Source organism: Vibrio breoganii, assembly GCF_001677275.1.
Lineage (GTDB): Bacteria > Pseudomonadota > Gammaproteobacteria > Enterobacterales > Vibrionaceae > Vibrio > Vibrio breoganii.
Window position 1 is genome coordinate 1,002,874 of record NZ_CP016178.1, and the last position, 26,391, is coordinate 1,029,264.

The 26,391-nt window shown below is 43.5% G+C and carries 21 protein-coding genes and 4 pseudogenes; 10 read left to right on the top strand and 15 right to left on the bottom strand.

All coding sequences use genetic code 11. From position 1 onward, the window contains the following. Positions 1-14: 14 nt before the first annotated feature. Positions 15-197: pseudogene (locus tag A6E01_RS17415) on the bottom strand (IS4-like element ISPpr4 family transposase); the annotation flags it as partial. Between the two features lie 125 nt (positions 198-322). Between A6E01_RS17415 and A6E01_RS17420 the strand changes: the two are divergent. Then, on the top strand, positions 323-601 hold the full coding sequence (locus tag A6E01_RS17420) for a type II toxin-antitoxin system RelB/DinJ family antitoxin (RefSeq protein ID WP_050652034.1): 279 nt from the start codon (positions 323-325) through the stop codon (positions 599-601). Positions 602-861: 260 nt separating this feature from the next. Here the strand turns inward: A6E01_RS17420 and tnpA are convergent, their stop codons facing one another. Beyond that, the gene (gene tnpA, locus A6E01_RS17425) at positions 862-1,257 is read right to left on the bottom strand and encodes an IS200/IS605 family transposase (RefSeq protein WP_017243212.1); all 396 of its coding nucleotides are present in this window, start codon (positions 1,255-1,257) and stop codon (positions 862-864) included. A 37-nt stretch (positions 1,258-1,294) separates the two neighbouring features. Here tnpA and A6E01_RS21580 point away from each other — a divergent pair, with 37 nt between their 5' ends. The 5 genes from A6E01_RS21580 (at position 1,295) to A6E01_RS17445 (ending at position 7,863) form a co-directional block, all read left to right on the top strand. Next, positions 1,295-1,855, top strand: a complete 561-nt coding sequence (locus A6E01_RS21580; protein WP_237334528.1) for a helix-turn-helix domain-containing protein — start codon at positions 1,295-1,297, stop codon at positions 1,853-1,855. An 8-nt stretch (positions 1,856-1,863) separates the two neighbouring features. Continuing rightward, complete coding sequence (locus A6E01_RS21585; RefSeq protein WP_237334529.1) at positions 1,864-2,541, top strand: RNA-guided endonuclease InsQ/TnpB family protein; 678 nt, start codon at positions 1,864-1,866, stop codon at positions 2,539-2,541. Positions 2,542-3,251: 710 nt separating this feature from the next. Next, positions 3,252-4,916 carry an amidohydrolase family protein gene (locus A6E01_RS17435; RefSeq protein WP_065210848.1) on the top strand — a complete coding sequence of 555 codons (1,665 nt, stop codon included), beginning with the start codon at positions 3,252-3,254 and terminating at the stop codon, positions 4,914-4,916. 255 nt (positions 4,917-5,171) lie between these two features. After that, positions 5,172-6,152: a CobW family GTP-binding protein gene (locus tag A6E01_RS17440; protein ID WP_017029542.1), complete on the top strand. Its 981-nt coding sequence runs from the start codon at positions 5,172-5,174 to the stop codon at positions 6,150-6,152. Positions 6,153-6,204: 52 nt separating this feature from the next. After that, the gene (locus A6E01_RS17445) at positions 6,205-7,863 is read left to right on the top strand and encodes an amidohydrolase family protein (protein WP_017029541.1); all 1,659 of its coding nucleotides are present in this window, start codon (positions 6,205-6,207) and stop codon (positions 7,861-7,863) included. A 256-nt stretch (positions 7,864-8,119) separates the two neighbouring features. Here A6E01_RS17445 and A6E01_RS17450 read toward each other — a convergent pair whose 3' ends face one another. After that, positions 8,120-9,295 (bottom strand): threonine/serine exporter family protein, encoded by a 1,176-nt coding sequence (locus tag A6E01_RS17450; protein WP_065210849.1) that lies wholly within the window; start codon positions 9,293-9,295, stop codon positions 8,120-8,122. Positions 9,296-9,874: 579 nt separating this feature from the next. Between A6E01_RS17450 and A6E01_RS21720 the strand changes: the two genes are divergently transcribed. Both A6E01_RS21720 and A6E01_RS21065 read left to right on the top strand, forming a co-directional pair. Continuing rightward, positions 9,875-10,312: a POTRA domain-containing protein gene (locus A6E01_RS21720; protein WP_371982746.1), complete on the top strand. Its 438-nt coding sequence runs from the start codon at positions 9,875-9,877 to the stop codon at positions 10,310-10,312. Continuing rightward, a pseudogene (locus A6E01_RS21065) lies at positions 10,308-10,484 on the top strand (IS4 family transposase); the annotation flags it as partial. The gene A6E01_RS21720 and the pseudogene A6E01_RS21065, both read left to right, overlap by 5 nt. A gap of 78 nt (positions 10,485-10,562) precedes the next feature. On the opposite strand, the gene A6E01_RS17460 reads toward A6E01_RS21065, so the two are convergent. Next, complete coding sequence (locus A6E01_RS17460) at positions 10,563-11,684, bottom strand: amidohydrolase family protein (RefSeq protein WP_065210851.1); 1,122 nt, start codon at positions 11,682-11,684, stop codon at positions 10,563-10,565. Positions 11,685-11,883: 199 nt separating this feature from the next. On the opposite strand from A6E01_RS17460, the pseudogene A6E01_RS21705 reads away from it, so the two are divergent. Beyond that, positions 11,884-11,988, top strand: a pseudogene (locus tag A6E01_RS21705) (alcohol dehydrogenase); the annotation flags it as partial. A 267-nt stretch (positions 11,989-12,255) separates the two neighbouring features. Further along, a pseudogene (locus tag A6E01_RS21070) lies at positions 12,256-12,474 on the top strand (serine hydrolase domain-containing protein); the annotation flags it as partial. A 26-nt stretch (positions 12,475-12,500) separates the two neighbouring features. On the opposite strand, the gene A6E01_RS17470 reads toward A6E01_RS21070, so the two are convergent. The 11 genes from A6E01_RS17470 to A6E01_RS17520 form a co-directional block, all read right to left on the bottom strand. Continuing rightward, complete coding sequence (locus A6E01_RS17470; protein WP_065210852.1) at positions 12,501-13,583, bottom strand: GGDEF domain-containing protein; 1,083 nt, start codon at positions 13,581-13,583, stop codon at positions 12,501-12,503. 91 nt (positions 13,584-13,674) lie between these two features. Further along, positions 13,675-15,288, bottom strand: a complete 1,614-nt coding sequence (locus A6E01_RS17475) for an IS1634 family transposase (protein ID WP_065210853.1) — start codon at positions 15,286-15,288, stop codon at positions 13,675-13,677. A gap of 435 nt (positions 15,289-15,723) precedes the next feature. Further along, the gene (wecA, locus tag A6E01_RS17480; protein ID WP_065210854.1) at positions 15,724-16,818 is read right to left on the bottom strand and encodes a UDP-N-acetylglucosamine--undecaprenyl-phosphate N-acetylglucosaminephosphotransferase; all 1,095 of its coding nucleotides are present in this window, start codon (positions 16,816-16,818) and stop codon (positions 15,724-15,726) included. A gap of 448 nt (positions 16,819-17,266) precedes the next feature. After that, positions 17,267-18,133 carry a UTP--glucose-1-phosphate uridylyltransferase GalU gene (gene galU / locus A6E01_RS17485; protein ID WP_065210855.1) on the bottom strand — a complete coding sequence of 289 codons (867 nt, stop codon included), beginning with the start codon at positions 18,131-18,133 and terminating at the stop codon, positions 17,267-17,269. A gap of 409 nt (positions 18,134-18,542) precedes the next feature. Further along, positions 18,543-19,952 (bottom strand): sulfate adenylyltransferase subunit CysN, encoded by a 1,410-nt coding sequence (cysN, locus tag A6E01_RS17490; RefSeq protein ID WP_065210856.1) that lies wholly within the window; start codon positions 19,950-19,952, stop codon positions 18,543-18,545. Positions 19,953-20,050: 98 nt separating this feature from the next. Continuing rightward, complete coding sequence (locus A6E01_RS17495; RefSeq protein ID WP_065210857.1) at positions 20,051-21,010, bottom strand: acetyltransferase; 960 nt, start codon at positions 21,008-21,010, stop codon at positions 20,051-20,053. Beyond that, a complete protein-coding gene (gene cysC, locus A6E01_RS17500) occupies positions 21,010-21,657 on the bottom strand; it encodes an adenylyl-sulfate kinase (RefSeq protein WP_065210858.1) in 648 nt (215 codons plus the stop codon). The genes A6E01_RS17495 and cysC overlap by 1 nt, the downstream gene beginning before the upstream one ends. Positions 21,658-21,742: 85 nt before the next feature. Further along, positions 21,743-22,087, bottom strand: coding sequence for a four helix bundle protein (locus A6E01_RS17505; RefSeq protein ID WP_065210859.1), 345 nt, complete (start codon positions 22,085-22,087; stop codon positions 21,743-21,745). A gap of 82 nt (positions 22,088-22,169) precedes the next feature. Next, a complete protein-coding gene (gene cysD, locus A6E01_RS17510; protein WP_065210860.1) occupies positions 22,170-23,084 on the bottom strand; it encodes a sulfate adenylyltransferase subunit CysD in 915 nt (304 codons plus the stop codon). A 19-nt stretch (positions 23,085-23,103) separates the two neighbouring features. Further along, a complete protein-coding gene (locus A6E01_RS17515; RefSeq protein WP_082961412.1) occupies positions 23,104-24,816 on the bottom strand; it encodes an SLC13 family permease in 1,713 nt (570 codons plus the stop codon). Positions 24,817-24,973: 157 nt separating this feature from the next. After that, positions 24,974-26,254 carry a flippase gene (locus A6E01_RS17520; protein WP_082961403.1) on the bottom strand — a complete coding sequence of 427 codons (1,281 nt, stop codon included), beginning with the start codon at positions 26,252-26,254 and terminating at the stop codon, positions 24,974-24,976. Between the last annotated feature and the right edge of the window lie 137 nt (positions 26,255-26,391).

Below are 26,391 nucleotides of genomic sequence, written 5' to 3' on the forward strand. Positions count from 1 at the left end.
TGACTGCTCCCCTCCTCCTTCGGAAGGAGCTTTTCGCCAATTTTGGTCAATAGATTCCGACCTGCTCGAGCAATAGGCTCTCCCGTATCAGCATAAACGAGTAGAGAGGCTTGTAGCTCATAACCCACATCCAGAGCATGAGACATCTGGGTCTTATCAAACTTACGCTGATATTTAGAAAAATTGATACTGAACCACATAGGTCTCAACTGGCTTCAAATTAATCTAAGCCAAGCAACGCTTAGCCCTGAATTGCTAATCAGCATACATTTCCCAACAGTGTTACACTATGCGTTACATTGCACTACATAAAGTTATAATCATGAAGAATGAAATGCTGAGTACACGTATTGATCACGATACTAAAGTGGCTTTTACAAATATTTGTGATGAGGTTGGTTTAAGCACTTCTCAGGCAATTAAACTATTCGCGAAAGCTGTAATCAACCACGGCGGGATCCCTTTTGATTTGAGAGTACCACAGCCAAACGATGTGACTTCTGCTGCCATCATGGAGCTTATTGAAGGTAAGGGACATAAAACAAATTCCGTTGATTCTCTACTATCGGAACTCACTGAAGGTAAAGTGAACAATGTATGAGTTAGAATACTCAACTCAACTAGCGTATATACCCAGCGGCTCATCTTTTAGAGTTTCAAGCGGGAGATATAACCCAACCTTTAATATCAAACTCCGCGTCATGCCAATTGAGTCTCTCACCATGGCGTTTTTTCTTTCTCTTCGCCTCATTAAACTCTCTTGTGCGTCTCATAAGTTCAACAACAGATCTCCGCGACATTTTATAGCGTTTTGGGCGAGAAAACCCAGTGATCAGCTCTGCTGTCGCTGGGATGAATCGCCTAGCCCTGATCTTGAATGTATTTCCTAACGGTTTCAGCACTGGCATTCCCAACCGAGCAAGCGAAGTAACCATCAGACCAGAATGTTTTCTCCTTCCAGAATTGCCGCTTTAACTTAGGATGCAGTTGCCACACTACTCTAGTTGTGTGTTGCTTAATTCTTCTAACATACTGACTTACCGAGTATCGCGGTGAGATAGTCATTAAGATAGGTAAGTGATCTTGATCTACCTCCATTTGCTCTATTTCGAACTCAGAATTTTGAGAGAGCGACATTAGAGCGTTTTTCATCACTAAGCCTAGCTCCCCTTTAAGTAGTTCCCTCCTATACTTAACTACCAAAATGAGGTGGATAGCTATCAGAAACTTACAATGAGAGTTCCGCTGGTATTCCATGATTGACACCCCTACATGCTGTGTTAATGCACAGTATATGAAAAAGACGCTTAGATACAATTTCAGGTTAAAACCTAGCCCACAGCAAGAGTTAAAACTCGTCGAGTTTGGCTCATATGCCCGTGGTTTATGGAACTTCCTGTTGTCTGAGAATCAGCGTCAATACGAAGCCGATAAGACATTTACTTTCTACAACGAAATGGCTTCGAAAATTAAGGAAATTAAGAAGCTACCTGAATTTTCATGGGTTAAAGCATTTGACTCAGGGGCGGCACAACAAGTCGCTAGAGACCTAGACGCAGCGTTAAAAAATGGAACATCAAAGAAGTCCCACCACCACTTCCCAAAGTTTAAGGTTAGCTATCGAGTTAATAAGCAACACAATGACAGCTACCGCTCAGTGAACAATAACAACTGCATTAGAGTTGAGAGCGGCACGATTACTTTGCCAAAAGTTGGTGCTGTTCCTATTGTCTTGCACCGTAAGTTAGTTAGCTCAATTAAAACAGCGACAGTCCAGTACCGACATGGGAAGTGGGAGGTAAGCCTCACTCAAGAAGTGGTGTGCGACGAAGCGAAGAAGCGAAGAAGGTACTAAAAAGTATTGTGGGATACGACATCAACTCAAAGCAAACCGTTGTCGGATCTAATGGTTTAACGGTTGATAATCCGAAATACTTAAAACAAGCAAAGCAGAAACTAACCAGATTACAACGGCAACTTTCTAGGAAAAAGAAAAGCTCTGTTCGTTGGAAAAAAGCAAAATCACGCCTAAACAATCTTCATGGTTCAATTGGTAGACAAAGAATGGACTTCGCGCACAAAACCGCTCATCGGATAGCCAACGAAAGCGATATTGTAGTGTTTGAAGATCTCAATGTGGCGGGAATGCAAAAATTTAATGGCAAGATGGTTGCTGACAATATCATGGGACTCATATCAGACTTAACAAAATACAAAGTTGAGTTGAGAGGTGGTATACACCATGAAATAGGTCGATTTGAACGCACAACGGGTGTGTGTTCTGTCTGTGGTCAACACCATAAATTGACGTTGAAAGAGAGACATTTCACCTGTGTTAGTTGCGGGACGTTTAGCGACCGAGACTACTCATCAGCAATAGCAGTTCAGAAGATAGGTGAATCAGATTTAATGGCGAATGGAACTGTCGTCAGGGTGACAAAAACACCCAACACTCAGCAGAAATCAGGCGTTAAAACGAAAGTCTTTGCACTAGCAAAGTTGTCTTTGGGATCTGAGGAAATAGAAAAGGTAGCTACCTAACTACCTTAGAAGCTCAGTAATCAGCTATGCTGTCGCTGAGTAGTTCACTGTGAGCACTCTCACGCATTGCGTCATCGATAAAGCCTATTGTCCCGCATCAATTCTAGAGCGCCACGCCCCTTTGAATCATTATTGCTTAAATCGTATTCAGATCGATTATTTGATGCGCTCAGGCATGCAAGATAAGAATATTATCTTGCATTTTGCATGATACGATCCATCAAATGCGAGTTGGTTAGTTTCTGGGTTTGGGTTTAAGTTATTGTATTTCGTGTATAATAGGTCAAATATACCAGTGTCTTTGGCGCTATAGTCATTACTCGAACCGAATCACACTATTTTGTGGTCTACCTTTGTGAAAAAGATGGGCGAGAGAGTGGGGTGATTTTGGCTATCGCAATCTTGAATAGATATTCGGGCTCATGGTTCGTTCTCAACTGATGAGTCTTGATGAGTAGATGCGGTATTTTAAGATAATAACAAAATTAAATTTTTATTTTGCAGTCTGTTTAAACCTGAGTTACCTACTAAAATTTGGTAGTGACTGAAATTTAAAGTCTAGTTGCTGACGATTTTTTGAATGTCAGTACTTAAACTGGGTGATGCTTTGAGCTTTCTGTGAATGATGAATAAAAAAACACATCCCTAGCAGGCACTTGATTGTTTGCATTAAAAAAAATGTACGATTAGTTGTAAATTTGAGAGGAAATATGAAAGAAGAAACTGTAATGAACGATTCTGCATCGAATGATGTTGATCACTCTAAACGTTCGACACTCACCAAATTAGCAATTGGTGCTGCGGCACTACCTTTTGCCTCTGTTTTACATGCAGCCCCTGAAAAACTCGTTGGCCAAAACATCAAACTGATGCCTAACGAGAAAGGTCCATTTGATATCGTTATCGAAAATGGCCGTGTTGTTGATCCTGAAACCGGACTAGACGCAATTCGTAACGTCGGTATTAAAGGCAAGCGCATTGCCGCTATCTCAGATAAAAAGCTGCAAGGTAAAAAAATCATTGATGCTGAAGGCCTAGTGGTTGCACCTGGCTTTATCGATATGCACGCTCACGGACAACAGCTTCCTGCTGCACGTGCTCAAGCATTCGACGGTGTAACAACCGCTCTTGAGATGGAATCTGGTCTATTCCCTATCGGTACATTCTATGACATTACTGCAGCTGAAGGTCGCCCGATCAACTACGGTGCTTCTGTAGCATGGACTTACGCACGTATCGAAGCAAAAGAACCTACTATGCCTGCCCCTGATGGTACGATTGTTTGGTTCCAACAAGCTTTTTCTAAAAACAATTGGCAAAATACCCTCGCAACTAAAGATGAATTAAAGCAAATTCTTGGCTCTGTTGAACAAGGCCTTAAAGAAGGTGGTTTAGGCATTGGTATTAACGCAGGTTATGCACCAGGTTACGGTCATAAAGAGTATTACGAGCTTGCTAAACTAGCAAAAAGCTATGAAGTGCCAACCTACACTCACGTTCGTTACCTAAACAGCGCAGAGCCACAATCAAGCTTTGAAGCATACCAAGAGCTAATTAGCTTATCGGCGACAACCGGTGCACACATGCACATTTGTCACCTAAACAGCACGTCAGTACAAGATATCGAAGATTGTGCAGACTTAGTTCAATCAGCAATTGATCAAGGTTTAGCCGTTACTACTGAAGCTTATCCTTATGGTGCTGGCTCTTCAGTTATTGGCGCAGAAGTTTTCCGTGGTGATGATTGGTTACAACGTTGGGGCGTACCAAGCGCGAGCTACATGGAAGCGAATGGTAAAGCACTAAACCAAGAAAAAGTAACTGAACTACAAGCAACAGCACCAGGTACAGTTGTTGTAATGCACTTCTTAAAACCCGATGAAAACAAAGAAGATCGCGCAAAAATGGACCGTTCAGTATTGTTCCCAGGTGCAGCTATCGCTTCAGATGCAATGCCTTGGATGGATGATAAAGGTGCGTTAATTGAAGGTGATGTATGGCCGCTACCAAGCAACGCGATTGCTCACCCACGTTCAATCGCTTGTTACTCACGTTTCATTGAAAAATACGTGAACGAATACAAAGCTGTGTCACTGGTAGAAGCAATGGAGCGTACCAGTTTAAATGCATGTCGTATTCTTGAAGATGCGATTCCACAAATGTTAAACAAAGGCCGTGTTCAAGTTGGTAAAGATGCTGATTTAGTTCTTTTCAAACTTGATGAAGTAAAAGCGGTTGCTACATTTGAGAAACCAAATGCGCTTTCAACGGGTATGGAATACGTATTGGTTAATGGTACGCCTATCATTGAAGGTGGTGAAATGCTGCTAGATTCAAACCCTGGTCAAGCGGTTCGCAACAAAGTTACGGGCTAAGTTATCCTGACTTAAAAGGTTGGGCATTAGCTCAACCTTTTTTATTGCTTACCGAGTAATACCAATCACAGTAAGTCAATGATCAGAAATAGCGCCGGAAAAACACTGGACAATCAGACAGAATTTTTCGATAAGGCGTGATTCTACCATCAAAAATTCTAACGCCGTTATCGAGTGTTTTAACCCGTTAGGATGACCCGTTATTTACTACGATTGGTATAAATATAGACAACGAAAACCAAAAGAGAACATGCTATGAGCAAGAAGCCTATTCCAGTAACAATTTTAGCCGGATTTTTAGGAGCAGGGAAAACTACCCTACTAAACCATATCCTAACCAATGCAAATGGAATGCGCATGGCTGTGATCGTGAATGACTTTGGTTCCATCAATGTTGATGCCGAGTTAGTAAAATCTGAAAGTGAAAATATGATCAGCCTAGAGAATGGCTGTATCTGTTGTAACCTTGCTGAAGGCCTTGTGGTTTCAGTGATGCGTTTACTCGCATTAGAAGAGCGTCCAGATCATATTATTGTTGAAACATCAGGTATTGCAGAGCCTAAAGAAGTGGCATCAAAATTTGAAGACCCTGATTTACAACAACACGCACCGCTCAATGCAATTATCACCACTATTGATGCTAAAAACATATTAGGCTTAGAAGGCTCTATGGCAGACTTAGCAGAGCAACAAATTCAAGTGGCCGATATCGTATTAGTTAATAAAGTAGACCTTGTTGAAGAGCAAGAGCTGGCAGATGTGAAAAAGTGGTGCCAAACACAAGCACCTTTTGCAAAACTAGTTGAAATGGAATTTGCTCAAGTAGACTTACCTATTTTATTTGAAGTGCCAGAAAGACTACAAGTAACCACACAAAAAACAGAGCAAGCTTGTCATCATCACGACTGTCACGATGAGCACTGCGATCACGACCATATAAATCATAATTTTGAAACATTCAGTTTTGAGACGGACAAAGCCCTTTCACTGCAAGCGCTGTACCCATTATTGCAGCAGTTCTCCGTCGATGCTTATCGAATGAAAGGCATTTTGAATCTTTCAGACCGCCCAGAGCATCGCTGTATCTTCCAATGCACAGGCCAACGCGCTAATGTCACTGTTGGTGATGCTTGGCAAGCAGAGGAAACAAAAGCGACGCGACTCGTGTTTATTGGCCCTAAAGGTGGGCTAGATATGGATACCATGCGCAAAAAGTTAGAGGCACTTGTTATCTAAATAAAGGCTATTCTAAAGGTATAGCTGAGTAATACGTTATTAAGGAAAAATGATGTCTAAACTAGAAAGCGACCCTGTAGAACCTACTGAAGTTGATCACAACAAGCGTAAAACGTTGCAAAAATTAGCGGTCGGTGCGGCGGCACTCCCATTTGCGTCTGTTGTCTATGCTGAAGCCGATAAAATGGCGACCAAACCGCTATTAATGCCAAACGAAAAAGGCCCATTCGATGTGGTGATCAAAAATGGCCGCGTGGTTGATCCTGAAACTGGTTTAGATGCTATTCGTAACGTTGGCCTTAAAGGCAAACGTATCGCCGCCGTTTCCAAAGGTGAGTTAAAAGGCGCAAAAGTAATTGATGCAACGGGTTTGATTGTCGCGCCCGGTTTCATCGATATTCATGCGCATGGGCAGCAATTGCCAGCCGCACGTGCACAGGCATTTGATGGTGTAACCACTGCGCTTGAACTGGAGTCGGGCCTATTACCTATTAGTAAATTCTACGACGATACCGCAGCTGAAGGTCGCCCAATTAATTACGGCGCTTCTGTTGCTTGGACTTACGCACGTATTATGGCAAAAGAGGCTGATATGCCACCAGCAGATGGCACTATCACTTGGTTTCAAAGCGCATTTACTAAAAATAATTGGCAAAACAGTATTGCGACAGAGGATGAATTAAAACGCATCCTTAAAGACGTAGAGCAAGGCCTTAAAGAAGGCGGCTTAGGTATCGGCGTTAACGCAGGTTATGCACCGGGTTACGGTCATAAAGAGTATTACCAAGTTGCAAAGCTAGCAAAACGTTACGAACTGCCTACTTATACGCATGTACGCTACGCAAACGGTACAGAGCCAAAATCTAGCTTTGAAGCTTACCAAGAGCTAATCAGCTTAGCAGCAACCACTGGCGCACACATGCACATTTGTCATCTAAACAGTACGTCTGTGCGTGATATCGATGACTGTGCTGATCTTGTACAAGAAGCGGTTGAGAAAGGTTTACCCGTTACCACTGAAGCTTACCCATATGGCGCGGGCTCCACACCGGTTGGCGCTGCACTATTTGCAGGTGAAGACTGGATCGACCGCTTTGGGGTACCTGATGCAAGCTACATGGAAGCAAACGGTGTTCCGATGACGCAAAGCAAAATTGATGAACTGCGTGAAACGAACCCAGGTGAAATCGTTGTTATCCACTTCTTAAAACCAGATGATAACAAAGAAGAGTTACGCATGATGAATCGTTCTGTACTCTTCCCTGGCGCTGCGATTGCATCAGATGCAATGCCTTGGATGGACTCGAAAGGTAAATTAATCGAAGGTGATGTTTGGCCACTGCCAAGTGATGCGTTTGCTCACCCGCGCTCAGTAGCTTGTTTCGCGCGTTTTGTTAATAAATACGTGACCCAATACAAGAGTGTTTCGTTAGTTGAAGCGATGGAACGTACCAGCTTAAATGCCTGTCGCATTACTCAAGATGCGATACCTCAAATGCGCAATAAAGGTCGTATTCAAGTGGGTAAAGATGCTGATATTGCAATCTTTGACCTTGCTAAGTTTAAAGATATGGCGACATTCACCGAGCCAAACGCACTGTCAGTGGGCATGACGCACTTGCTTGTTAATGGTCAATCTGTCATTGAGAATGAGACGATTGATCTTACTATGATGGCCGGTGAACCTGTTCGCCGTGACATCAAGATGTAATGCCAATCTGGGTGAATAACGGGTCATCTTAGTTTGTTAAAACAAATGATCGCTGACTTACAATGATTGATGTGAGCAATCTATTTGATTAAAAAAACCGATAGGAAATTACTATCGGTTTTTTTGTTCCCAAAGCTACCCAAAGACTAAAGTTATACCAATCACAGTCAGTAAGTGTTCAGAAATAGTGCAGGAAAAACGCTGCTGTCGAGTGTTTTATCCCGCTAGGCTGACCCGTTATTTACTCCGATTGGTATTATTCACCTTTATAGCGAACAAGCAATTGGTCACCAAAAATCGAATACACCATGATTTGCCCCGCGACAATAGCACTAAACATTAGTAGCGCTGACAATCCAATGTTGGGGATAGGGAGAATAGCGGTAGCAAAGAAGGACTCACTGGCACCGACAATGATGCGGCTTCCCGGTACCAAAATAATGATCCCTTGAATGATGTAGACCAAGGCAGGGACTTTGCGTATACGTCCAGCCAACAAGCCATACAAGGTAATGAGTATGGTACTGATCCAAGTGCCAACTACCCAGTCAGAAGTAAACCAGTGCGGTCCCCACATCCCAATCGCCGCCGCCGGTAGGCCAATGATAATGTCCTTCATACTGGCATTGAAAATGATGCCGATCGCCACGGAAATTCCAATAAGGGCCAAAATGTGCAAGCTTAAAGGGATCTCATTAACAAAAGGCACTGTGGTTGCATCACCGGCTAAGCTCGATAAGCTCAATCCCAGTATCACGCCAATGAGAATTTTGATCACGATAAGGGTGCTTTGGGCCATAAATTCAATACCGGAACGAAAGTCATTTAATGCCAAACTGGCTAATGCATTGGTCACGGTTAATCCAGGTATAAACAGAACGATCGATGAAATACATAAGGCGAGAACCGGTAATTGTGGAACATAAAACGTCAGTAATCCAACCAATAAGCTTGAAATAAGGGCGACAAAAAACTCGGTTAAAATCGCGCGTCGGCCTGTAAAAGTGATCTGGGTTAACCACGCAATCAGACCTAAAATCGCCGAGATGCCGACAGCAAAATAGGTGGTTCCCACCAACATTAAGTAGCACGGAGGCAGTAAGACATTGGCTAAGCAAAGGACCCAACTTGAGTATTGGGCTGGATTTTTATCACATGGTTTTAGTGACAATGATTTTAAGGTGCTGACGAGGGTTTGTAAGTTAACCGACGGTGGCGCTTTTGTCTGCATGACGACTTTTTGAGTAGGCTGTTCAAAAATAGTGATGATTTTCGTGGGAGTCACGTCAATAGAAATATCAATATCATGACGTTTGGCGTACGCCTGAGTGTATTTAGCGACAGAATAAGGAGCGCAGCCAGATTGATGTAATCGGTCAGAAAAGGTCAGAATGTCTTGCTGCACTTGTTCGGTTGTTCTGTCTAATTTCATAGTGTCGTCTAACGTAGTGAGGTTACAAATAGTGTAGTGCGCACAGAAAGTCATTACATTTTAAAATGCGCAGATTTGGCGTTGATACTGCAAAATAATAGAGCCATTAGCAATAGATGAAAACAACTTTCACCATTTCGAGACTGGCTTTTCTTCCTCTTTGTTTCTCAATGGTTTGTCGCTGATGCAGGGTTTCATCCATCAACAGTGATTAACACAATCCCGCCTTGGCTGTTAGCTTAGCTCACCTCTATCTAGACCTCTGTTTCAACGGTGAGGAGCTTCGTGATTAAACGCCTTCAAATAGTTCTGACCCTTATTATTACGCTCGGCGTAACTCCGCAAGTGGCACTGGCACGTCCTTCAATTGATATTGAAGGGTTATCTGATGAATCCGCTACCAATCTCGATTATTACATTGAATCGGTTGGAGAGCCTGTCGCGTTTAATTTTACTCAGTCAAAGTGGCGTTCTATCGTGAGTGAGGCGCTCACCCCCTTAGGTTTCTACAATTTTAATATTGCAATCGAGAAAAAAGGGGGCGATAAGCTCATCTTGAATATCGACCCAGGTTCACCCATGCTCATCGCCCAGTCGGACATCAACATTGTTGGCGAGGCCAAGTCAGATGCAGACTTCATTGACGCGCTAAAGGTGTCGTCATTAGATGTTGGTCAACAGCTAAACCATAAAAATTATGATGATCTAAAAAGCCGATTGCGTACGCTTGCCCTGCAAAAAGGGTACTTTGACAGTCAATTTACGACTAGTCGGCTTGAGGTTTCCCCTAATAATAATCAGGCGTTTATCCACCTTCATTTTGACAGTGGGCCGCGTTATCGATTTGGTGAAATCACCATAGTGCATAGTCAAATCGATCTTCCAAGGTTGGAAAGTTTAAAGCCTTTTAAGCGAGGCGATCAATTTGAGACCTCAATGTTGGCCGACTATCAAATTCAGCTATCTGAAACCGGTTGGTTTAAATCGGTGTTACTTTTCGGGGGGATTACCGGATAAGCACTTTCAAGCTAACACTGTCAGAAATCGAAATATACTCTCAGCGGTGCGCTTAGGCATGGAAGTTCTGCGGCATTCTGGCTACGCAATAACGAGGGAAGACTTGCTCGCAGCTGCAACCATGCTTGCTCGAAATCTGTTCAAACATGGTTGCACTTTGGGGGAGTTATGAGGGGATCCCTCAGTGTTCGGCCTATGAACCTTTATTAAACTCTCATTTCAACACAAAAAAGTTGGCCAATCTAACTATTTATTTTTCATCTTCAAATACTACATTAGCGTTCTTATTAAGTAGTGTTTTGATATCTAAAGTATCTATATTTAAAAATGCTTTAGGGTTAGCATTCGCAATTTGCCAGAATAACTTTTCACCTAACTCAGATCGTAAATCAATAGACAACCTTCTCTCTGAGTATTTATGGTTTTCAACCATATAAAAATCAGATCCAAAAAGCACCTTGTCTCTAATTTTTTCATCCTGCAGTAGTACTTTAAGAAGAGGGACATTCTCTTGTTGGTCAAAAATAGTATATGAAATATCAGCATAAAGGTTAGGATATTCATTGGCTCTCATTAGATCTATAATTACTTTAACCCATGCAGGGTTTCTGCTATCTCTAGATTCAGAAAAGAAGCGTTTCCATTCACCAATCCCACCAAAGTGTGCTAAACAGATTCTTAACTTAGGGAATTTATCCATTACTTCTATGTAATTATTAGGGTGCGCATATTGATGTGCCGATTTTTTATCGGTTTCCTGCGTGTATACGGATCCTGGCGAACAATGCGCAATTAGCGGAATATTTTTTTTCTGCATATATGGGTAAATTTCTTCCAGCAACCTAGGATGAGTTGGAGAGTAACCAAGTGGTGGATAAATTTTAACTCCTTTAAATCCAGACTTTTCCACAAGTGATGACAGACGCTCTAAAGAGTCTTCTCGACGAGGATCAATGTGTGCAAAAGGGATGACTGTATTTGGATAGGACTTAGCAAGTACGGCTAACTTGTTGTGCTGCTCATCAATATCCTCTTCAATTTTACCCTTTTTCGGTTTTGTGAATGGCAAGCTTTTACGCTGCATGTATGCCATGTCCATGGGCAAAACAATAAATTTAGTCCCCTCTGGATAATAGCCAATAAGCGCTTTTAAGTTTTCTTCTTGGCTTTCACGATACACCGCCTTCAAAAACGCATCGAACCGATTACCGACGTCATAACCACTCAGCGGATTAAGGTTTCGAAGTAGAAATTGAGCTGATTTTGCCACCGATTTATTTCTAACCATTTTTACCAAACCAAAGCCTAGGTAGTTATTTGGCAAATTTTTATCTGTAAATAAATGGCAGTGACAATTGTAAATAGTTTTCATTAGGTTGCCCCTTTCCTGAGAAAATTAGGACAATGAACGACTTAAGGTTAGGAACCTTAAACACTGTGTTTTTTGATAGGCAGTGTATGACTCACCCCGGCCTATGTAACTAAGCATAGTGTTCAATAAAGGCGTTGGGGCAAATTGATTCTTGACCAAAATCAAGGTTTGTGAGGATTTTCAGTTTACCAAGACTGTTGCACTAAATGGCGTCATCGCGGGGGCAATGTTTAAGTTGGATGGACGCACCCTTCATCTTATAAACTTAAGCTTCTTTGGTTGCACAGTATCGCAAGCCAAAGTATGCCGAACAAAGCGCTCCCTTATTCAAATGCTGTTACGCCAAATATGTTATATCTCTTCACTGAAGATCAGGCAGGTTACTATGGGGATTTTGAAGACAATTTAGTCATCGATAACTACGGCCTGATTGCGCAAAAATTATTTTGTTTTTCCCGCCTCGACAATGCGCTCACAAAACTCAATAGCATCCGTTAAACGTTTAACATCACGCGCGACTGTATTCACTGCGACACCAAATTCTCATTCCGCTTCAGAGGGCTTAAGACCATCAAAAATCACCGCGGGCATTGAATTAGCTAAGTTGGTTGATGAAGGCAAAGTAAACCCTAACGATCCCGTTACCAAATACATTCCTGAGCTGAAAGGCAGTGCATGGGATACCGTTTCTGTTATTGATACAGCAAACATGGCAACCGGTTTGAACGCGACAGAACACGATGAGCCAGAAGCCGACTCGCGCACTAACCCAGAGCAACCTTGGTATCAAACAAGAAGTAGTCCCAGCGCAGATAACTATACAGCTTTAGAGCAAATGCGGTTACGCCCTTCTAGCTTTGCTTGGTAAAGACACTCATCCGCAGCGCTTAGAAGCTGCTTTTTGGTGATGTTGCGGTGTGACTTCTTGGTAAGTGTGGCGATACCAATAGATACGGTAACATAGCCAGTATCTGACTTTACATGGGGTATGTTGAGCTGTTTGAATTGAGACGGCAACTGTTTAAGCCACTGTGAATTTTCGTCATCACTCACTTTTAAGAGTATAAATTCCTCACCACCAAACCGTACGACTAGATCTGATGGTTGCACTGACAGCAGACGTGCAACTTGTATCAACACTCGGTCACCTTCTAAATGCCCGTAGTAATCGTTAAAATTTTTGAAGTAGTCAATATCAATGATGGCGATACAAAGGTGCTGACCCTGTCTCAAACCAGATAGAAGATCAGCAAATTTGATATCGAAGCTGTGACGATTGTGCACGCCTGTTAGCTTGTCGGTCTGTGCCTTGTCCTTTTCAAGCATCTCGTATTTATATTGGCTTCTAAGTAAAATATCGGTGTGATACTGCATCACCCCGATAACCACTATGGTCAATGCATAAAAGTTTAACGACCAGATGATATCAACGCTAGTCAATAGCTGTATGGATAACAGGCTGATGCCAAGCAACCCCCAAAGAATCAGCTTTTCACCAAGGTGAAGGATGGGAATGGCTGACATAACCATAGCCGCGAGCATTGGTCCACCTTCATATAACTCGTCATGCCTCTGCGCATAGTTAAAGAAGAATGCCCCCATCAATACGCTCAAGCCGCAACCTAAATAAAACCATAAGGTATCCAGATTTTTAGGGTCTGCCTTAGCCGTGAACACACCTAAAGGAAGAAAGACTGCGGCAATCAGTAACCTGTTAAGGTTGTCTGCAGACTTGATATTGGTTTCTATGATGAAAGAAAAGATAAAAAACGCCAAAAATATTGCAATGCTGAGATAACGGAGTATGGCGACGTTGGAACGTGAGCGTTCGTTGAGAGAGTGTTGGAATGCTTTCTCTGTTTCCCTATCGAAATAGAACAACGCGGGTATCAATTTCATTCAGCTTAATTGTCCATAAAAATGCCAGCGAAGAGTAGTTTAACGAATTAAAATTTTTTGGCTATGATAAAGCCGACATTTCGCAGCCAATTTAGGAATAAACCGCTTCATATAGCGAACCAAGAAGTTTGAGCAGCCGAGTTTGATAGTCTTGCATGCCGGTTATAAATCGCTGATCGCCTATTTCGAGCGTATCTATGCCCTCAAATTTTAAAAATACCCAGCGTGCTGTGGGCGTTGATGTCGTTTTGTTCTTCACCATACTCGGGAAGAACTCGTCGGTCTGAGCTAGCTGCTCTCGCACCTTGTGCTCGAGACCTGAGTAAACTAACAAGCTCAACGTCATGATCATCAACAGAGCTTCAATGCGCTGTGGCTTTTTCAAGAAGATTGATGAAGTTAAAAATTCAGGGCTTTTCAAAAATCGAAAACCACGTTCTACTTTTTGCTGGGATTTGTAGTGCTCAAGTAATGCCGACATTGATAGATCTGAGCTTTGAGTGTCGTTGGTGGCGATGATGAACATGCCCACCTTTAATTTTGCAAGCTTGACCTTGTCTAAATCAGTAAATGGCCAAGTTTCAATGCTATAGTGGTAACCTATTGGTTTAGCTTCTTTTTTAGGACGCCCACGTCCTGTGTAGATAGGCTCTTTGATAATAGTCGTGCGCTCAAATCCCAACAACTGACACCCGCTAGCAAATTCATTCATCGCCTTTTGAGCATCGACTTCACATGCAAATTGCTTTTTGGTTAATTGGTTCAATGACTTGAGTTCTTTTGTGAGGTTTTTATCGAGATTTTTGTAGAAGGTCGCCTCCTCTCGTTTGGTCGCTTGCTCATTCTTTATCAATAACCAACGTTGCTCAACGTTGCCATAATCAGACTTTATCCAATGGCCTGAATATCCGTTACCGATGGCGGTCAACTGCTCTGGTTTAAGGTTGAGTAGAGCTTGCTTTGAGAGTTTTAGCGTCATTGGCACGCGAGTGATGAATTTTTGCTGCTGTTCATCAAGCGAAGTAATACTCTCTTCTGTGTATAGCGCAGCATCAGCAATAAAGTAACGGCTGTTTTGTGCCGCTTTTAGACAATGAATATGCCGCTTGGTAACTTCCGCAAACGCTTTGGCATCGTTTGTGTTCCCGCTCAGCGCTTGCATGTAGACAGGTAATCCAGCTTGGTTTTCACAGATGAGCTCTAAGACAACTTGGTTGAGCTCTGGGCGGTGGTCACGACTGTAGCCTTTAACAAGTTGAATCGCATTGGTATCGTCACTTTGCGCATACTCACCATCCACATGAAAGCTTGTAATATCAAGGTGTACGGAGTTTGTTGTTAGGCCTAGCTTGTTTACCACATGCTCCGCAATGACCTGATAAAGCACTGACACATCAGCATCATAGAGGGCATCTAACGTGCGACCAAGTACGTCATCGGTTAAGTGTTTAGCTTCAATATCTTTTGCGAGTAACTTTGCGACTGGTTTGGTCTCAAAGAAGTCGGAGAACATGTGCAAAGTGCGGCTGTGAAAACCGAGCCCATTTAAAATCATCGCTAGAACAGCATCACCGTGTGAAACGCGGTGCTCTGAATACTTGGGAATGATTCGGTCGATGATCCCAGGCAAGTCTATTTCGTGGCAAAAAGCGGCGATTAATCCGAGGTGATCTAAGCGTTTGATGACAGGTTGAGATGCAGACATATTATGCGACCGACAAATAACAGTAATAGATCAAAGCTGGGGATCTGCGTCAAGCTTCACATCGTCTTGAGGTGAATAAATGATCGCTAGATCACACTAATTTAAATCTGGAATTAGCTGCGGAATGACGGATTCACTGCAATTCAAAACTAATAGGCTTTATCTGGTAGGTTAAAGATGGGCTTAACCATTGTTATTATTATTTTCCTATACCCTAGATGTAACAAAGGCTCCAACTAGGGAGCCTTCGTCAAGAAATAGTCTTGGATTCAGAACGTCATTACAAGACACTGCCTCGATCTTGAAAGTTACGCGGTGTCATACCAAAAGTTATGTCTGCTGCTCCGTTAAATTAAATATAACCATATTGACCGCAGCGTTAACGAATATTGAAAAACACCATTCGTAGCGCTACTGAACTATAGAGAAAGCAATTTAAGACTGCACTTCAATCGGTTGCTCAGTCCCTTTCCACTTCCTCACAGCCTTAGCCAATTGAAAGGAATGACTCATCCAATAGGTGTGGAATAAGAAACAACCCACAATGGTGTAGAACATGATGTATTCAGGAATGGCGAAGTACTCCCCTAGCAAACCCACTGTGGCATACAGTATTTGCACGCTGCAAATCAACACCAGCGATTGTCGTGGCGTTAAACCAATACGTTGCATGATGTGATGAAAATGCTCGCGGTCAGGTTGGAATGGAGAATGTCCTTTACGAATACGACGCACCATGATGGTCATCATATCGATAAGCGGGACGGCAATGATCCAAAGCGCGGTCACAGGGCGAATAACAAAGTGATCATTGAGACCCTGCGTACCGCCCATCAAGATCCAGATGACCACAAAGCCAATCATCATACTGCCCGCATCACCCATGAACACTTTTCTGACTTTGCCAAAGTAGCCCAGGTTGAACAAAACAAAAGGAAGAAGGATGGTCACAAACACCGCGCAAAAGTACGCAGAGCGAGTGATATCGTGAGCGTAAAAGACCACACCGAGTGAGGTGAACACCACCATGGTTAACCCGCCAAGCAAACCATCGATGCCATCGACCATATTAAACGCATTGATCGCGCCAATGACCGCAAATAGCGTCACGATAATGTCAACATAAGGAGGAAAAGCCCAAACGCCAAAGCCTAGCGCATTTCCAATATGGCTCAGTGTCATACCCGTCTGATACACCATCACTAGGGTCAGGATCGCTTGCACGCCCATGCGCAGTTTATAGCTAATATCAAAGCGATCATCAGCAATGCCAATGAGCACCAATATCGTTAAACACGCGGCAAACCACTCAGCGTGCATCATTTCATCTTGGTTCACATAAATGAAATACAGCGTCGTGATACAAATAGAGATGCCCCCCACCAGAGGGATACTACCTTGGTGCAGTTTACGAGCATTGGGTTTATCGACTAACCCAACGGCGTAGCCTACTTTGCGCATGCAATAAAGCACTGCAAGCGATAAAAAGAAAAACATCGAGAGTTCGATGGCATAGTCAAACAATGACATGATTTAAGCCTATGAATAATAAAAATAGTGGAACTAAGAACTAAGAACTAAGAACTAAGAACTAAGAACTAAGAACTAAGAACTAAGAAAATAATGTATCGGTCTAGCCAACCGAAAGTAATGTCAAAAAAGACACTTTTTAAAAACGTACTATCATTTCCGTCATTCTGGTGAAAACCAGAACCTTAGAGCGCACAAAATCAAAACTTGAAAACCGGCACCCCAAAAGTGTTACTGCATCAAGCCCCAAGATACTCCGCCAACCGCTAACCAAGCCCGTCATCCCTAACCAAGCCGTCATCCCCGAGCGCTTCTCTGGGCCAGCACACTGGTCGGGGATCTAGCAATAATAAAAAGTCACAGCCGATACCAAAAGCAATACGGAATAACACCAGCTCAACCATCAAGCCCTATCCTACCAATGACCATTAAGACACAAAGCTTTACACTACAACTTCTCAGTCGAGTCTTTATCAATCTCAGCCTTACTGCCTTTCAAATACACATTCTGATAGCAATAGTTAGTGGCTTCGATGTACCCTTCCACACTGCCGCAATCAAAACGCTTGCCTTTGAATTTGTACGCAATCACACAGCCGTTCTTTGCTTGCTCAAGCAACGCATCGGTAATTTGGATCTCGCCACCTTTGCCAGGCTCTGTATTGTCTAAAATATCAAAGATATCTGGCGTTAAGATGTAACGGCCAATAATCGCAAGATTACTTGGCGCAGTGCCCTGCTCTGGCTTTTCCACCATATCGGTAATACGAATCAAGTCATCACTCAAATGCTCACCCGCTATTACGCCGTATTTATGTGTCTCTGATTCAGGCACTTCTTCCACCGCCACAATCGAGCAGCGAAACTGACGATGCAGCGCCGCCATTTGTGCCAGTACGCCTTGCTCTTCATTGATGCACAGATCATCTGCCAGTACCACGGCAAACGGATTGTCTCCCACCAGTTCTTTACCTGTTAAAATGGCGTGGCCCAAGCCCTTCATTTCGCGTTGGCGAATAAAGGTGTACTGCGCAGAATCAATCAGTGAGCGAATGTCATCCAATAAAGGCTCTTTATTAGTGCCTTGGATTTGATGCTCTAGCTCATAGTTTTTATCGAAGTGATCCATCAATGAGCTTTTGCCACGGCCTGTCACCACCGCCATGCTGGTCATGCCTGCTTGAATGGCCTCATCCACGCCGTATTCAATCAACGGTTTGTTGACGATGGGCATCATCTCTTTGGGCATGGATTTGGTGGCCGGTAAAAAGCGCGTGCCGTAGCCTGCGGCGGGAAATAAACAATGTTTGATCATAATTGACGTTGCCTAACTCTTCTTTGAAATTTTTATTATGTGGAATGAGCCCTATGTTGGGCTTTAAGGATGTTGCTTAAATGCTCGTACGATCAAAACCGTCGTCCCCGAGGGTTTTTCTGGGCCATGACGGATACCCTAAAGTTAGCTATCAGAATAATTAAGCCGAATTAACGCAGTGCTGACACTATCAACAAAGTATGACATTACGCTATCGACTGGGAAAAACCACCTATTGGGCGCTAAAATAGGTCACAAAAAGTGTCTCAAATCTGTCTCTGCCTGAGACACTCCCTATGCTAACTCGCCGATTTTATTGAAGAAAAAAGGATCACCGACGATCTCCCCAATAGGCTTGACAACTGGAAAACCGGCTTAGAAAAAGCAGCCGAAGCTGCTTTTTTGAGGGTTAGATCTCTTCACAGCTCCACTCAGGGAAGTGCTTGCGCACATAAGCGTTAAGATCTTTTTCTGCCTGTGAGTAGATTCGACCTTGCTCATTAGCGTCGTTCGAAACTGACTCAACCATACCCGCTCCAACAGTCACATTGTTGTGACGGTCAATCACAATAAATGAACCTGTTTGTGGCAGCGTTTGGTAGGTATCTACAGCGATTTTATCGGTAAGGGCAATCTGAGAAAGTGCGATTTCGTTTAGCTCTAGCGTTTCACTGTCTTCTGCATGTTGCTCCAGTGTATTAACGTCAATCTTATGCGGAATGCCCGTCACTTTACCTATGCAAGACTTAGTCGCGAACTTAAAAATGTACTCTTTATGCGTACGCATTGGGTTCTCACCCATCCATACCACGTGAGCGTTTACTTTGTTGGTAACGCTTGGCTCATGACCGTTGTGCACCAACATGTCCCCACGAGACACATCAATTTCATCTTCAAGAGTAATAGTGATCGCTTGACCTGGGCGCGCGGTTTCCAGTTCACCATCAAAGGTATAGATAGACTTAATGCGAGACTGCTTACCTGATGGCAGAGCTGTGACTTCATCCCCCACTTCAACTAAACCCGATGCCAGCGTGCCACAGAAGCCGCGGAAGTTAAGGTTCGGACGGTTCACGTACTGCACTGGGAAGCGCATGTGCTCAAGATCTTTATCTTGGTCAATCTTCACCGTTTCCAGCAGTTTCATCAGCGTTGCGCCAGGATACCAATCCATTGCTTCGCTTGGCGTTACCACGTTGTCACCATTTAGTGCAGAGATAGGCACAAAGCGAATATCGTCAATATTGAAATTCTTGGCCATGTCGCGGTAGTCCGCTTTGATTTTCTGATACACCTCTTGGCTATAGTCCATCAAGTCCATCTTGTTGATGGCAACAATGATGTGCTTAATGCCTAAAAGACTACAGATATAGCTATGACGACGAGTTTGAGTTTGAATACCGTGGCGCGCATCGACCATAACAATCGCAAGATCACAGGTAGAAGCACCAGTAACCATGTTACGAGTGTACTGCTCGTGTCCAGGAGTATCCGCAATAATAAACTTGCGCTTATCCGTTGAGAAATAACGGTACGCTACATCAATGGTAATACCCTGCTCGCGCTCAGACTGCAATCCATCAACCAAAAGCGCTAAGTCAAAGTCGCCATCAGTGGTGTTGAACTTTTGAGAGTCTTTCTCAATCGCCGCCATTTGGTCTTCATAAATCAGCTTTGAATCGTAAAGCAGACGACCAATTAGCGTAGATTTACCGTCATCCACATTACCGCAAGTCAGGAAGCGTAATAAATCTTTGTTTTCATGGACTTTCAGATACGCTTCGATGTCCGTAGCAATCAGCTCTGAGCTGTGAGACATAATGTTCTCCTAGTTATTCTTTAATTGGGCTTACATGCCCAAATTTAAATTTGAGTGTGTGCTCGCCTTTATGCCAGCACACAAATTTGTTCATTCGACTATGCGTAGAAGTCACTCAGCACTTGAGTGAACTTAGCTACATCGCCTTTTGGCAACTGATTAATGCCCGCAGCCGCTTTACGCCCTCCCCCAGTTGGAAACGATGAGCAAATCTCATCGGCGCCCACTCGGTTATTGAGCGGTGCACGCACGCTCACGGTGTAATCCGCAAGATTGGCGTTCAGTGTTAACACGCCATGCGCAAGCTCAGGGCTAAGGTTGGCAAGCTCATTGCCAAATACTCCACTGATGCGTCGAGCCCATGCTTCACAAGGGAGTTCAAACACTTTGCACTGCGCGTCACTATAAGAAGGCTCAATGCTAGATACCTTTTTGTGATCTAGGGTATAGCCTTTTTTAAGCACATGGTATGGCGAGGTTTGCTCATCCAAAAGCGCAAGCGGGTCTTCAAACTGTGTCAGCTGTCGATAGAGCTCAGCTGGTGCGATGTGCAAATCGTCCAGCGACGCACCATAACCGTTGTAATTAATCAAAGTGCCTAGCTCTTTGAGAAATTCAGTCTCAGATTCAGATAAACCGATCTCTGAAGCGAGCTTCTGTGCAGACGCGAACAGATTGTCACCAAAAGCCGCCACCACCGCCCATTTGGCGTATCGGCCACCCAGTTTTTGGTTTATCAATAAACTGGTGCACACCTCAGCATCTAGGTCGATGAGTGCTTCGAGTTTTTTAGACTGCGGGATATCACCGCTGCGGTGATGGTCGCAATAGAACACCGCCACATCCGCTTCTAAAAGAAACTCAAGCTCAGGCAGGTTTTTCTCCATAGAGATGTCCAGCGCCGTCACTGAAGTGGCTTTATTGCTGTCGACTTGCTTAAGCAGCTTGATGTCGCGCTTCACGCCAGTAATCAGGGTCGAGTCTTTCGGCTCAGCAAAACGAAGTTGAAGCAGCGCAATGATGCCATCGGCATCACCATTAAATACGTCGTAATGCATTAAGCGTGCTCCCCTAGTTGCAGATAACCTTTCTTTTCAAGCTCTGCCACCACGAAATCCGCGCATGCTTCAATAGACAGGTCTGCCGTACGAAGATGGATTTCAGGATTTACTGGTGCTTGGTATTCAGAGTCGATACCTGTGAAGTGTTTAATCTCACCGGCACGTGCTTTCTTATAGAGCCCTTTCGGGTCACGCGCTTCACACACCTCTAAAGGGGTGTCAACAAACACTTCAAGAAACTCACCTTCGCTAACCAGCTCACGCACTTGCTGACGGTCAGACACAAACGGAGAGATAAACGCGGTCAATACAATATTGCCTGCATCCACAAACAGTTTCGCCACCTCACCAATGCGGCGAATGTTTTCAACGCGATCAATATCTGAAAAACCTAAATCTTTATTCAAACCATGACGCACATTGTCACCATCTAACAGATAGCTGTGCTTGTCCATTTGTAGCAGTTTACTTTCAACCGCATTAGCAACGGTCGATTTACCGGAGCCACTTAACCCAGTAAACCACAAAATAACTGGCTTTTGCCCTTTGAGAGCAACACGGTCTTCATGAGTCACGGTTGAGTTATGCCATACGATGTCAGTAGAGACGGACTCGTTGGACTTTTTAATGTAAGGAGATGACATCATTTTCCTTTGAATTTGATAGGTTCAAGGTTCAAGGTTCAAGGTTCAAGGTTCAAGGTTCAAGGTTCAAGGTTCAAGCATGATATTAAAAGCTCGATCTTGCTGCCATCAAGCTAGATAGCATTCTAGATATTTCTTCAGCCTCTTGAATCCAGGCATTGCCTAGTTCTCGGTTAATATAGTCAATCTCAATGCCAATATAAGTTTGAGATCTTAGCTCTCCACAAGACCCTTTAGCATAAGAAAGGAAATTAATAAGTTCTTTATTAGATCTTCTTTCATATCCTTCGGCGATATTCGAAGAAATTGACAATGAAGAGCGAGTTATTTGGTCTTTGAAACCAAAATCACGAGATTCTTTAAAATGCCTATACACCTCGACCGATAGCCGAGCTGATCGTTTCCAAACATCTAAATCTTCAAATCTCATCCCTGCTCCTTAGCTCTTAACCTTGAGCCTTTTCCCTTGTACCTTTTCCCTTGTACCTTGTACCTAGGTCTTTAACCTTCAATTAGAAATACCCTTCCCGCTTCTTCTTCTCCATAGACCCAGAAGAATCGTGATCAATAGCGCGGCCTTGACGCTCAGAAGTCGTGGTCAGAAGCATCTCTTGAATAATTTCAGGCAATGTAGCCGCTTCAGATTCAACAGCACCCGTTAGTGGGTAACAACCAAGTGTACGGAAGCGCACCATCTTCTCTTCAACCACTTCGCCTTCTTTGAGCTCCATGCGTTCATCGTCTTTCATGATCAGCATGCCGTCACGCTCAATCACAGGGCGCTTGTCTGCTAGGTACAAGCCAGGGATTTCGATGTTCTCTAGGTAAATGTATTGCCAGATATCAAGCTCAGTCCAGTTTGATAGTGGGAACACGCGAATGCTTTCGCCCTTGTTCACTTTACCGTTGTACACATTCCAAAGCTCTGGACGTTGGTTTTTTGGGTCCCAACGGTGGTGCTCATCACGGAACGAGTACACACGCTCTTTGGCGCGAGATTTCTCTTCATCACGGCGTGCACCGCCAAATGCTGCGTCAAAGCCATGCTTGTCCAATGCTTGTTTCAAGCCTTGAGTTTTCATGATATCAGTATGAAGCGAACTGCCGTGTACAAACGGGTTAATGTCCATCTCTACCCCTTCAGGGTTTTGATGCACAATCAGCTTCATGCCCAGCTTCTTCGCCATGTAGTCACGAAACTCAATCATTTCTTTGAACTTCCACGTGGTATCAACGTGCATCAAAGGAAACGGAGGAGTGGCTGGAGCAAATGCTTTCTGAGCCAGGTGCAGCATCACAGAAGAGTCTTTGCCTACCGAGTACAGCATCACTGGGTTATCAAACTCAGCGGCTACCTCACGCATAATGTGTATCGACTCAGCTTCAAGTTGCTTTAAGTGAGTCATACGTTCTTGAGAAATGTTCATTTCAAAGAAGTCCTTAATTTTACAATCCAATAAAGGCAGGAATTGCGGTTAACACAATCACGCCATAAAGCAGGCACATAGGGACGCCCACTTTTACGAAATCTTGTAGCTTATATTGTCCTGCATTGAACACCATTAAATTGGTCTGGTATCCATAGGGGCTAATAAAGCTGGCACTGGCGCCAAACGCCACCGCGAGAATGTAGGCTTGTGGGTTAGCCGATAAATTCGAAGCAAGTTCAAGACTTATCGGAAACACCAATGCGGCAGCCGCATTGTTGGTCACTAACTCGGTCATTAACCATGCTAACAAATATACCACCACAAGCCCAATAAAGGGTGTAAACAATTGGTCATAAGAATGAACCAAAGATTCCATTCCATCTAATGCGCCGCTGTTAGACAGCGCTTGAGAAAGCAGTAATGCAGACGAAATAATTAACCAAATATTTTTTGGTACTCGTTGCAGTACTTCATTAGCAGAGAGACAGCCCGTCAATAAGAAAATGCCAAGCAGTATTAGCATAACTTTAAACAAGGAGACAACGCCAATGGCGGCCAATAATATTGCGCCTAAGAACCCGCCAATGGCTAGCTTCTCTTTCCATCCCTCTAAACAATGATCGGTTTCAAGCTCACTAAGCAAAAAGAAGTTCTTGCTTATGTTGTTTCTTGAAGAGAAGTCCTCACCGACAGCCAAAACCAAATAATCACCGGCTTGTAGCTCCACATCACCCAGCTTTCCTGATAACGCTTCACCGTCACGTTTGATAGCCACGACCGCAGCATCAAACAATGCTCGAAAGCCCGCATGTTTTAACGTTTTACCGACTAAATGACTTTCTGGGCGAATGACCACCTCAGATAAGTTATTCAAAGGCAAGCCACTATCACTAGCAAATAATGAAAGGCCGTCAAACTGCGTTAGGATGGTCACTTTTTTAACATCACCACTAAACAGTAATCGATCGTTGGGTTGAATGACTTCATGAGGGGTAACTGGAGAAATTAAACGACCCTGACGTAATATTTCCACCAAAAATAATGATTCTAGATGGCGCAGGCCGTTTTGCTCGACAGTCTTTCCTACTAAGTCTGATTGAGCAGACACTTCCGTATCGATAATGTAGTCACGCATCTGCACATGACGTTTTCCATGATCAGGCAATAATGGACTTAATAGATACAGTAACAAGCCACAACCAACCACTAGGCAAAGACCAACAGCCGTAAAATCAAAAAATTCAAGACTAGGCAAGCCAGAGTCGATCACTAAGCTATTGACGATTAAGTTGGTTGACGTGCCGACTAAGGTTAACGTCCCACCCAGAATTGCCGCATAAGAAAGTGGTAGCAACAGTTTACTGGCTTTATGATGTGGGTTATTACGAATAGGCGCTAGCATGGTCGAGACCACCGCCGTATTATTCAAAATAGCGGACGAAAATGTAGTAAGACTAAAAAGGCGCAACCAGGTTAAGCGATAATTAGGCCCAATGATGTAATTAGTGATCAAACGTAGTAGTTTGGTTTTTTCCAGCACTACAGAACAAACCATTAGCAAGATTAAAGTCAGTAACCCCTTATTGGAAAAGCTACCAATTACCTGCTGTGTGCTCACTAAAGAGCTCACGTATAAAGCGAGCAACAAAACACCGAACACTTTGTCAGAATGAGCCTGAAAACGAATTAACCCAAAGATAGTCGCAATGAATAAAACCAGCACCTGCATCGCCGGACTAACAAACCACTCGAACAAAACCCATTCCCCAAACAATTAAAAACCTAAACAATTACCCCCCTCACCTTCCACTTCCGCTTTTCCTTGCTCCTTGTTCCTTTCACCTTTCCCCTTGCGCCTTTCACCTTGCACCTTGCACCTCCCACCTTCAAACCCGAATCCAAGTCTTCAACCCCGTCAACCGATACACATCAAACGCCATAATCACATTCCAACAGACTAAACCCACAGAAACCGCAATAGCCGCACCTGTTGCTTGAAATAAAGGAATCAACGTCAGTAACAAAACGACGGTTAAGGCCAAGGTGATAAGTTGTGCGCGTAAGGTACTTCTCTCATTACCCGTCATATTCAACACAAGGCCCACTGAGCCCATACACACATTTACAATCTGCCCGACACATAAAATGGTTAGCAAGCTAGCTGCTGGTAGGTAATCACGTCCAAACAGCAAAGAAACCAACTCTTCGCCAAATATGATTAATAGCAGAGCGAAAGGCACAGAGCTAAGCACACTCAACTTAACACTTTGCGTAAGCAGTTTTTGTGTCTCTTCTATTTTATGTTGCTTATATAACCCAGCAATGCGAGGCCCAGACACAGTGTTTACAGCCTGGAGCCCTAGGGCTAACAAAGTAATGCCTTGCATAGCGACCTTAAAGTAGCCAATGGCTTCTTCGCTACCTAGAATCCCCAAAAATAGCGTCGCTAATTCGTTGTTCATCGTCCCCACTATGGTAAGAACGGTAAATGGTAACAAGGTCTTTTGCCAACGCTTCACTTGAAACTGCGCTTTACTACTAACGGTTACACCTTTAGCGACATGTTTAAGGAGCAAATACGACAGCACCACGCCTAATGCATGAGTCGTTAATTGGATATAAATAAGACGCTGCGAACTGAGTTGATAGCCACTTAAAAATAAATAACCCACAATACACAAAGCAATAAGGGGCGCAATAATCAACATAGGGAACTGCGCTAATTCAGGCCTACGCAAGCCATTGATGATAGCCGTTTGTCTCGCTAACATCCCTTTGAAAGGAATTAGGATAAGCGCAGAGACAATAAGTATACCCATGCTGCTTGGCCAAATATCAAGGTAAACTAATCCATACAACACTATCATTGATAGAACTGACAGCGCCAAAATGTAACGATTACTCCATTGCCACATTCCAAGCATCAAAGCATGTTGCTGATCTGCAACATAGCGCGCTGTTTCTCTAACAATCAACTGTGGAATACCCGCCACTGCAGGCAACACAGCAAACGCAATAACAGAAAGGACAAAACTATACCGGCCAAATTCTTCAGGCCCCAGAGTACGAGCAAATAAAATGCCCGTAATTACGGTCAAACCTCGACCGATTAATTGCAAGCCGGCTGTGCCGAAAAATGAGCGCAATAAAGATTTTTCTTTAATCAATTAAATTCCCAACATCAAAAATACAAACGTTCAACACAAAAATCTTTAGATTATCAACACAGTAATCGACAACGCACATTTATCATAGAGGCAAGTTACACAAACCGCTTATTCTTGCGTCCTTCTCTCTTCTTCAG